13 protein-coding genes and 2 pseudogenes are annotated in these 8,929 nt (G+C 63.3%); 13 read left to right on the top strand and 2 right to left on the bottom strand.

What is annotated here, in order from left to right; all coding sequences use genetic code 11:
* The first annotated feature begins 1,448 nt into the window (after nt 1-1,448).
* Nucleotides 1,449-2,585 (top strand): annotated as a pseudogene (gene gmd, locus H9532_RS03040) (GDP-mannose 4,6-dehydratase).
* A gap of 5 nt (nt 2,586-2,590) precedes the next feature.
* Here the strand turns inward: gmd and H9532_RS03035 are convergent.
* Entirely contained in the window at nt 2,591-2,995 is a 405-nt protein-coding gene (locus tag H9532_RS03035; RefSeq protein ID WP_296365705.1) for a type II toxin-antitoxin system VapC family toxin, read from the bottom strand.
* A complete protein-coding gene (locus tag H9532_RS03030) occupies nt 2,992-3,255 on the bottom strand; it encodes a type II toxin-antitoxin system prevent-host-death family antitoxin (protein WP_296365704.1) in 264 nt (87 codons plus the stop codon). Before H9532_RS03030 ends, H9532_RS03035 begins: the two co-directional genes overlap by 4 nt.
* A gap of 69 nt (nt 3,256-3,324) precedes the next feature.
* On the opposite strand from H9532_RS03030, the pseudogene H9532_RS03025 reads away from it, so the two are divergent.
* From H9532_RS03025 to H9532_RS15985, 12 genes and pseudogenes are all read left to right on the top strand, one after another.
* A pseudogene (locus H9532_RS03025) lies at nt 3,325-4,306 on the top strand (GDP-L-fucose synthase).
* 67 nt (nt 4,307-4,373) lie between these two features.
* Nucleotides 4,374-4,670 (top strand): DUF2887 domain-containing protein, encoded by a 297-nt coding sequence (locus tag H9532_RS03015; protein ID WP_296365701.1) that lies wholly within the window; start codon nt 4,374-4,376, stop codon nt 4,668-4,670.
* A complete protein-coding gene (locus H9532_RS03010) occupies nt 4,664-5,086 on the top strand; it encodes a DUF4351 domain-containing protein (RefSeq protein WP_296365698.1) in 423 nt (140 codons plus the stop codon). Before H9532_RS03015 ends, H9532_RS03010 begins: the two co-directional genes overlap by 7 nt.
* A 467-nt stretch (nt 5,087-5,553) precedes the next feature.
* A complete protein-coding gene (locus H9532_RS03005) occupies nt 5,554-5,802 on the top strand; it encodes a HigA family addiction module antitoxin (protein WP_366664506.1) in 249 nt (82 codons plus the stop codon).
* A gap of 104 nt (nt 5,803-5,906) precedes the next feature.
* Nucleotides 5,907-6,146 carry a ribbon-helix-helix protein, CopG family gene (locus H9532_RS03000; RefSeq protein ID WP_296365696.1) on the top strand — a complete coding sequence of 80 codons (240 nt, stop codon included), beginning with the start codon at nt 5,907-5,909 and terminating at the stop codon, nt 6,144-6,146.
* 11 nt (nt 6,147-6,157) lie between these two features.
* Nucleotides 6,158-6,487 (top strand): type II toxin-antitoxin system PemK/MazF family toxin, encoded by a 330-nt coding sequence (locus H9532_RS02995; RefSeq protein ID WP_296365695.1) that lies wholly within the window; start codon nt 6,158-6,160, stop codon nt 6,485-6,487.
* A gap of 154 nt (nt 6,488-6,641) precedes the next feature.
* On the top strand, nt 6,642-6,836 hold the full coding sequence (locus tag H9532_RS02990) for a dTDP-4-dehydrorhamnose 3,5-epimerase family protein (protein ID WP_296365693.1): 195 nt from the start codon (nt 6,642-6,644) through the stop codon (nt 6,834-6,836).
* On the top strand, nt 6,837-7,079 hold the full coding sequence (locus H9532_RS15995) for a DUF433 domain-containing protein (RefSeq protein WP_366664508.1): 243 nt from the start codon (nt 6,837-6,839) through the stop codon (nt 7,077-7,079). It begins immediately after the preceding gene.
* A 12-nt stretch (nt 7,080-7,091) separates the two neighbouring features.
* A complete protein-coding gene (locus tag H9532_RS02985) occupies nt 7,092-7,712 on the top strand; it encodes a Fic family protein (protein ID WP_296365692.1) in 621 nt (206 codons plus the stop codon).
* A 216-nt stretch (nt 7,713-7,928) separates the two neighbouring features.
* The gene (locus H9532_RS15990; protein ID WP_366664505.1) at nt 7,929-8,123 is read left to right on the top strand and encodes a DUF4351 domain-containing protein; all 195 of its coding nucleotides are present in this window, start codon (nt 7,929-7,931) and stop codon (nt 8,121-8,123) included.
* A gap of 221 nt (nt 8,124-8,344) precedes the next feature.
* Nucleotides 8,345-8,497 (top strand): hypothetical protein, encoded by a 153-nt coding sequence (locus H9532_RS02980; protein WP_296365691.1) that lies wholly within the window; start codon nt 8,345-8,347, stop codon nt 8,495-8,497.
* 314 nt (nt 8,498-8,811) lie between these two features.
* On the top strand, nt 8,812-8,929 hold a 118-nt coding region (locus tag H9532_RS15985), incomplete at its 3' end, for a sugar phosphate nucleotidyltransferase (RefSeq protein ID WP_366664507.1).

The raw sequence follows: 8,929 nt of genomic DNA, 5'->3' as shown, positions 1-8,929 counted from the left end.
CTGGCCGCTTGGGAAGCTCTCATAAGGACTGGTTCAGTTTTTGGGGTCCACGTCATTGTCTTGGACCCTGCCTCCGCTGCGATTGATCTCGAGCTGACTAGATCTTAGTCCAGATTATGGAAGAGTGCCGGAGGCTGGGCACAATGAAGCGGCTGGGCTGCAGGAACGATTGGTGGGGGCTGCGAAGCTTCGGGATCACCTCGAACCTCACTGCCATCTGCCGCTGCGGGCCACGGCGGCCGCCTCCTAGCGGAGGGTTTCCTGCTGAGCGGCGGTGGGCGGAATGATCCAAGGATCGAAGCAGCCGCCCATTCAGGCGCAGCTCAGGACCACCGCATTGCGGTTGCGCCGCGAGGTGTGAACCGGCTGAAGATCCACCGTGTAAGCGTGCATGGGTGCGGCTGTCCAGTGCCACTAAAGATCGAGTGGTACAGCCCACTGGGATGCCAGGTGTGGGAAGTGCCGACCCAGTGGAGGTCGATAGTGGCGACCATGGAAATAGCGATCGGACCTGCTGAGCCGGCCAACCGCCTCGGGCGATCGATCAACGCGCTGAGGTCGTGAATGTTGAGACCAGGATCGGCCACGACCGGCCCATGGCCCGCGAACAAATGGTGCAGCGAAACCGCGCAACTGGAAGCACCGGTTTCGAACAGGCTCATGGGCCGCATCCGCACAAAGGCGAAACGGCCAGCGCCGGTGTGGCGGCTTGCATCACCCGCTGGCACAGCTGAAGCCGTGTGGAAGAACTGGCCAGGCTGATCAGCGTCGTCAACAGCTCTGCGCACCTGGTTCCAGAGTTCAGGTGCCACCTGCTATTCATCCAGCAGCGCGGCCTGGCTCCTTCGAGCAACAAAGCCGGATCCACCGCCAACACCTGGCGGCCGTCTTCGTTTTACCGCAAGCATTGGGCCCTTCGATCACCACCGCACCGGTGGATGTCAACAGCTCCCTCAGCTCGGCATCCACGATTCGAGGGCTGTGGGCAGGCACTCAGACGCACGGATGAACGAAATACAAGCATCCTAATGCGCCAACTAGGGAGCTCAGAGCCCAGCTTTTGTGGAGATGGCAATCCGGACTTTGCGGGGAGCAGCGGCTATTAACCACAACTCGGTTGGAAGCCAGCAGATTGGCCTCGTGGCCTGAACAGCGGTGACCTGGAGCAGCTCGATCACGCGGTCATTCGGTCTGGATCAAGGCGAGCTCGTCTCTCGAGCCCAAGACCTGTGCGTGTCCCCGCCCGCTGAACCGCGGTTGCCACAAGAGCCATTGGAAGCCTGACAGCCCGCGAGCAGCTTCCCTCTGGGCCGGCGAGTCCACCCGCCCGAACGCCACATCGGGCCGCTGCCACCCCCTGACTGCCGAAGCCATCAGGTGCCGCACGATCTGCAGCCCCGCAGCCAGAGCGAGCTGATGCGACAGTTTGAGGGCAGCCCGTGCCCCTAATGCCAACAGCGCTGATCACCGGCATCACCGGCCAGAATGGCTCCTATCTGGCGGAACTACTGCTGCAGAAGGGCTACACGGTGCATGGGATCAAGCGCCGCTCCAGCAGCTTCAACACCAGCCGGATCGATCATCTGTATCAGGATCCGCATGACCAGGATCCGCGGCTGGTGCTGCACGATGGCGACCTCACAGATAGCAGCAGTCTCACCCGCATCATCGAACAGGTGCAGCCCGATGAGATCTATAACCTCGGTGCTCAAAGCCATGTGGCGGTGAGCTTTGAAGCCCCTGAATACACGGCGCAGGTGGATGCATTGGGCACGCTGCGCATCTTGGAGGCGGTGCGGATGCTGGGGCTCAGCCACCACACCCGCATCTAGCAGGCGAGCAGCAGCGAGCTGTATGGGCTGGTGCAGCACTCGCCACAGAACGAAACCACACCGTTTCACACGCGCAGCCCCTACGGCGTGGCCAAGCTCTATGCCTTCTGGATCACGGTGAATTACCGCGAGGCCTACGGGATGTATGCCTGCAACGGAATCTTGTTTAACCACGAGAGTCCGCGGCGTGGAGAAACCTTCGTCACGCGCAAGATCACCCGTGGCCTGGCCCGCATCGATGCCGGCCTGGATGACTGCCTTTACATGGGCAACCTCGATGCGCTGCGGGGCTGGGGCCACGCACGCGACTACATGGAGATGCAGTGGCGGATGCTGCAGCAAGACCATCCGGAGGACTTTGTGATCGCCACCGGCCGCCAGGAATCGGTACTGCGCTTCATTGAACTGGCGGCTGCTGAGTTGGGCTGGGGTGAGCTGATCTGAGAAGGAGAAGGTGTGGAGGAAACAGGCCGCAGCTCGACCGGTGAGGTGGTGGTGCGCATCGACCCGTGCTACTTCCGCCCGGCGGAGGTGGAAACCCTGCTCGGCGATCCCCGCAAGGCCCGCGAGACGCTGGGCTGGACCACCACCACCACCCTGGAGGAACTGGTGGCGGAGATGGTGGCTGCCGACCAGGAAGACGCCCGCAAAGATGCACTGCTGCGCCTGAAGGGCTTCAAGGTGGTGGGCTCGATGGAAAACCCACCCACCAACCCGGCAACGATGCAGCGGGAGCAGGGAGCCCAGGGCTGATGGCTCTACCAGGGCAAGCCGCAGGGAAAGGCTTGGAGCGCTGGATCGAGGCTCACCAGGGTCAGCCCGCCCAGCTCGGCCTGAGCAGCCAGGAGCCGATCAAAGGGGTCGCGATGGGTCATTGGGTAACGGCCAGCATGGAGGCCATGCAGCAGGGACACAGGCAACGGTTCAAAGCCCTGAGCAGCGAGCAGGTGGGGGAGATCGTCGAGCAGTTCGCTGGCCACAGGCAGCTTGCCCAGTCGCACCTTGGTGGCGATCTCCCAGCCAGACGCCGCACTCACATGCACCCGGTTGCCAGGGTCAGCAATGGACCGATGGGCAGCTGGCGAGAGGCGATTGGGCTCTGCCAGCCACCACAGCAAGGCATGGGTGTCGAGCAACAACGCACCTGGATGGCTCCTGCTCACAGCAACGGCTGCTCCATCGCAGCAAGCTCCTCCGCGGGCAACGGCTCCAGCAGCACCTCCAGGGGCGGCAGCTTCAGTCGCCCCGCCAGGACCCCTGGAACGCGGCGTGCACTGGGTGGCTCAAGCGGCACCAGTCGTGCCCAAGGCTTTCCGCCTTTGGCCACCACGATGGTTTCGCCTGCATGGGCGGCATCGATCAGGCGGGAGAAGTGGGTCTTGGCCTCATGCACATTCACGATGCGCCCCGGCACAGCGGTCATAGACACCCCCGTTCGTCAGCAATCCCATCAACTTAGTCCGCATCTTGACCAAGTGGGAGGCCGGCACTGATGACCCTCTTGATCACCCCGGCGGATCGGTTCTTTGTGGCTGGTCACCGCGGCATGGCCGGCAGTGCCATCTGCCGGGCGCTGACGCGCAGCGGCTACACCCAGATCCTCACCGCCACCCGCCAGGACCTCGATCTGCTCGATGGATCTGCTGTACAGCGCTGGTTTGCCGAGCACCAGCCCACGGTGGTGGTGTTGGCGGCGGCGAAGGTGGGCGGCATCGAAGCCAACCGCAGCTACCCGGCGGACTTTCTGCTGGAGAACCTCAAGATCCAAACCAACGTGATCGAAGCGGCCTGGCGCAGCGGTGTGCACCGGCTGCTGTTTCTGGGCAGCAGCTGCATCTACCCCAAGCACGCCGAGCAGCCGATCCGTGAGGAGGCGCTGCTCACCGGGGCGCTGGAGCCCACCAACGAGAGCTATGCGATCGCCAAGATCGCCGGCCTGAAGCTGTGTGAGGCGCTGCGGCGCCAGTACGGCTTTGATGCGATCAGCCTGATGCCCACGAATCTCTATGGGCCGGGCGATAGCGACCACCCAACCAACAGCCACGTGCTGCCGGCGCTGATCCGCCGCTTCCATGAGGCCGCGCAAGGCGGCTCCCCCCCCCTCCGTGACCTACTGGGGCACAGGCCGCCCGCTACGCGAATTCCTGCATGTGGACGATCTGGGTGAGGCCTGCGTGTTTGCCCTGCAGCACTGGGATCCGAGCGGGCCGGATGCACCGCGGGATGCAGCGGGCGAGCCGCTCACCTTCTTAAATGTGGGCACCGGCGTGGACCTGAGCATTCAGGAGCTAGCCCAGGCCGTGGCGGAGGCGGTGGGCTACCGCGGCGCGATCAGCTGGGACATCAGCAAGCCCGACGGCACCCCAAAGAAACAGCTGGATGTGAGCCGTCTGGCAGGCCTGGGCTGGCGTGCACGCATCCCCCTGGCGGAAGGGCTGGTGAGCACGGTTGAGGCGTTCCGCAGCCAGCTGTAGGAAGCCATCCTTTCCCGTGCCGCCAGCAGAATGCCACCAACACACAGGCCCAACCGGCCCGCGCTGATTGGCAAGCGACAAGCTCTTCTTCTTTCTGTTCCAGAGCAACCCGGACCTGATCCTGCGCTGCCTGAATGATCTGCCGGCTGATGCGGGCGGTTACAGCTTTTCAGCGCCGGTGCTCAAGGAACGGGAGTACCGGCTGGATGGCCTGTTTGCACCGCCGCCCGAGCGGCCGGAGCTGCCGGCGGTGATCCTGGAAGCGCAGATGGCTGCGGATCCAGCTTTTCTGCTCCGCCTCTATGCCGAAACCGGACGCTTCCTGCAGCAGCAGGCCTGGAGCGGTGACTGGCGCGGGTGCTGAGCTCGCTGCTCCAACCAGAAAGCCTTGTGCGCAGCGTGAGCGACGACCTGCGCGTGCAGGCGCTCAGCGACACACGCGCCTCTGAGGTGTTGCCTCTGATTCCGGCTATCTTGATTTCACGCTTTCGCGATCGCACCCTCCAGGAGATCTGCATGATGAGCGGTATCACGCTGGACGATCTCAGCCAGAGCTGGGCTTACCAGGAGATCTTCGGCCTCAGCGAGGCCCGCGGTGAAGCCCGCGGCGAAGCCAAGGTGACCTTGCGCCTCCTGGCCCGCCGCTGCGGCCCCCTGAGCGCCGCCACCACCGACCGCATCCAGGCACTGCCGCTGGAGCAACTCGAGGCCCTGGCGGAAGCCCTGCTCGATTTCACGGCACCGGCCGACCTGGACGCCTGGCTGGCTTCTCATGGCTGAGTTGAGCGCAACACCACAGAAGCAGTAGCGGCCCGGGGAGAGGTCGGCGACCGTCAGCCTTGCTGAGCAGAGTTCGCCAGTTGAGCGTGAGCTGGACCGATGAAGCAGGTCTTCAGGCGGCTCAAGCGTGCTTGAGGTGGAGGAGATGCCCCGAGAAGCTGATCTCGGAGGGGATGGCCTCAATCCGCGGTGATCTGGAGCAGCTCGATCACACAACCTTCGGCCTGGATCAAGTCGAGCTCGTCTGTTGCGTCCAGGCCCTGTGCGGGTCCCCGCCTGCCCAACCACCCCTTCCGCTGGAGCAACGGGCAGGCCAGCGCTGTGTGGCTTCCCTCTGAACCGGCTGGGCAACCCACCCAAATGCAACATCGGGCGTGTGCGATCTCGATTTCGAGGACGATCACTGATGCAGATGCACAACCTGCCTCACCCCGGCACCTTCATCGAAGGGGTGCATCTCGAGCCGTGTGCCCTCTCCAGCCACAGTGCAGCGACTGGTGGATGGCAAAAGCAGCGTGTCGCCTGATGTGGCACTGCGGTTGTCGCGGGTGCTGGGGCGCAGCGCCGAAAGCTGGCTGGCGATGCAAGACAGCTATGACCTGTGGCAGGCCCGGCAGTCTCTTGACCTGTCTGGGTTGACGCCCATGGAACTGACGGGGCGGGGCGCCCCAGGCTTTCAAGCTGCGGCCGCACCAGGCCAGGGAGGATGCGGCTAGGACCGCTGTTGATGCGCTCCCATTCCTCACCCAGTGCTCCAGCAACGATGGCCCATCAATGCCAGCCAAAGCCTTGCGGACCTCCTAAAATGTTCAACAGAGCGTTGAACAGCACTGTGGCGATCGGCGTACGGGTTGAACCTGAATTGGAGCGCCGGCTGGACCAGCTGGCGCTCAGTCTTGGCAAGAGTCGCAGCACCTGCGTGCGGGAAGCGATCGCTCTCTATGTGGAGCGCTTCAGCGGGGGCGAAGAGGCTCGACGTCAGTCGCAGTTGATCCGCCAGCAAACCGGCTCCACCCACTGGAGTGAGCAGATCCCAGACTGGACTGACTGGACGGCATGACGACCAAAGGCTTGCTGCGGTCGCAAGTGGTGACGGTGGCCAGTCCGGGGGTCTATTCCGGTAAGCCAAGGCCTGCGGTGGTGGTTCAGGCCAATCGCTGGTTGCAGGATCATCCGAGTGTGACGCTGTGTCCGTTGACGAGCACCCTGGTTGAGGCCCCACTCGTGCGGCTCATCGTGCAGCCAACGCCGGGCAATGGCTTGCACAAACCCTCTCAGCTGATGATCGACAAGCTGTTCACGGTGCCCATGGCTGCGATCGGTGAGGTGATCGGCGTGCTCGAGCCTGCAGCGATGGCCAACTTGGATCTGGCCTTGCGCGGCTGGTTGGAGTTGGGGTGACCATTCCGAGGTTGAGCAGCTCTGCCTTGGCATTTGGGGATCCGCTCAACGAAGGTCTCCACATCGATGGCTTGTTTGCACCGCCGCCCGAGCGGCCGGAGCCCCAGGACAAGCTGGTGCGCTGCCCGGTGGGGGCGATCATCGCCAGCTCTGGGTGCCGGTGGGCTTTGTCCACGGCTTCCTCACCCTGAGTGAACAGGCGGAGGTTCATGACAAGACGAGCGGCTTCTGGAGCAAGAGCTGCGAGCGCATGCTGCGTTGGGACGATCCGGAGCCCATGCTGGCTGAGAAGGATGCGTCGGCGCCGCTGTTGGCCGAGGCCGTGGCAGCCGGGGAGGTGTTCGCCTGACTGGGTCGTACCCGACTACAGCTGAACAGTGGCCACAGTGCAGGAGGGCAACTTGTGTTTCGTGGCACGCGCATCCCTGTAGCTGTGGTGCTGGAGCAGTTGCGTGCTGGCGTCTCCCGCGAAGAGCTGGAACAGGATTTTCCCAAGCTAAGCAGCTCTGCCCTGGACTACGCCGAAATCCAAGCGCGTCTCCCGAAGCCACCCGGACGCCCACGCCAGGTACTTAGTGTCCAGCGAGGCTGAACGGAAGCCTGAATGAATCGATACCGCATCGCTGGTTCCGAAGCGGAGTGCGAGCCAGGCTCCAATGGACTGGTGTTGCGCAATCTGCTGAGCATCACAGACCCAGAGGAGATGGCGAATGTTGAGCAAGGCCTTCTCCGCCAGCTCTATGAAGCTGTCCTTACAGATTCTTCCTCTCACGGGCGGTTGACGACCCGAATGCTGATGGCATGGCACTGCCGATGGCTTGGAAATGTCTATGTATGGGCAGGTGCGGAGCGAACCGTCAACGTGAGCAAAGATGGCTTTGCGTTTGCAACGGCAGTCTTCATTCCTGATCTACTGCGCGAGTTCCAAAGGCAGCAACTCGATGTGTTGACACCCTGCCGGCCAACTAGCGTTGATGAACTGCTCTATGCCCTCAGCTCAGTCCATGTGGAGCTGATCTTGATTCACCCCTTCCGAGAAGGGAACGGAAGGATCGCAAGGCTGGTATGTGATGTGATGGCAGTTCAAGCCGAGGTTGGGCCCCTGGACTACGAAGAATGGGATCGGCGTCCTGACGACTATTTCGCAGCGATCCGAGCTGGCGTTGGTCGTGATCTGGAACCGATGAAGCAGCTCTTCAGGCGAGCGTTACCAAGCGGCGATTGACAACAACCTGGCTTGAGGCCAGCAGCTTGGCCTCAATGCTGCTGATCGGTTGTCGCGTCTCGATGGCCGTTGAGCTGGCAACCGAACGGATAATGCGGTGATGCAGGGGCTGTCGACGGGCGAGGTCCCGCAATCTCAGGAGTTCTCGATCTGATTCGATCATGGATCCAACCTCAAGGCACCATTCTCGCACTGAGCTGACTGCGGGTCCAGTCAATGGAGGCTCGGGCAGAAGTCCAGCAGAATCGCCGTAGCCCCCTGGCCAGGCCTCTGCCGCTGGAACAACTGGAAGCCTTGGCAGAGGCCCAGCTGGAGTTCACGGGGCCGGACGAGCTCGAGGCCTGGATGACCCTCACCCCTGGTCGTCGCAGAGGTGGAAAGCCTGCCGTCACTTCGAGCGCGCTGAACTGACCAGTGGAACGCCGCGAAGCTGCTCTCGCTGCCCCTCGCTGCCCCTCGTTGCGCAACGGGCTGCGGCAGTTTTTCGAAACCGGCAGCACCGCAGGACTTCAGGCACCGTTGGCGCGCAAGCTGCGGCTGCAACTTGCAGCCCTGCATGCGGCAAACCAGATCGAAGACATGGATCTGTCTGCCAGCATGTTGCCGAACGCCTGGGCGTTTCAGCAGCCACCGTGCAGCGACTGGTGGCTGGCAAAAGCAGCGTGTCGCCTGATGCACTGCGGTTGTCGCGGGTGCTGGCGATGCAAGACAGCTATGACCTGTGGCAGGCCCGGCAGTCTCTTGACCTGTCTGGGTTGACTCCCATGGAACTGACGGCGGCATGACGGTGCTCACCGGCGGTGAGGATCCGGCTGCCACCACAGCTCCACCACGCGAAGGTTCTTTCACCACCCGGCAAGCCAGCGTTGTGGGGCTTCCCTCTGAGCCGCCCGGTCCACCAGCCCGAACGCCACATCGGGCCACTGCCACCCCCTGACTGCCGAAGCCATCAGGCACCGCACGAACTGCGGCCCCACGGATCGCGACGCCCCTCGCCATGCAAAACCCGCATATCACGGGCCCGGCCTGGGTTCTGTGCCAGTGGACACGCCGGTGACCCGCCCCCAATCTGCTGAGATACCACTAACTCAAGGATTCAGTGGTGCCGCCAACGCCGCCAAGTGGAATAGACAAGCGTCCCCGCCCCCCGCATGTCACCCCTGTGATCCTCTGCGGCGGCACCGGCACCCGGCTCTGGCCCCTCTCCCGGGCCACCT

The organism is Vulcanococcus sp. Clear-D1, assembly GCF_014654725.1.
Taxonomy (GTDB): Bacteria; Cyanobacteriota; Cyanobacteriia; order PCC-6307; family Cyanobiaceae; genus Vulcanococcus.
Note: the sequence above shows the minus strand (reverse complement) of the source record. Positions and strands in the feature narration are given on the sequence as shown.

What these genes read in the sequence shown, in the direction of transcription:
- H9532_RS02985 (WP_296365692.1), top strand. Translation starts at nt 7,092, where the DNA reads ATGAATCGATACCGCATCGCTGGTTCCGAAGCGGAGTGCGAGCCAGGC.
- H9532_RS15990 (WP_366664505.1), top strand. Translation starts at nt 7,929, where the DNA reads ATGGAGGCTCGGGCAGAAGTCCAGCAGAATCGCCGTAGCCCCCTGGCC.
- H9532_RS03030 (WP_296365704.1), bottom strand. Translation starts at nt 3,255, where the DNA reads ATGACCGCTGTGCCGGGGCGCATCGTGAATGTGCATGAGGCCAAGACC.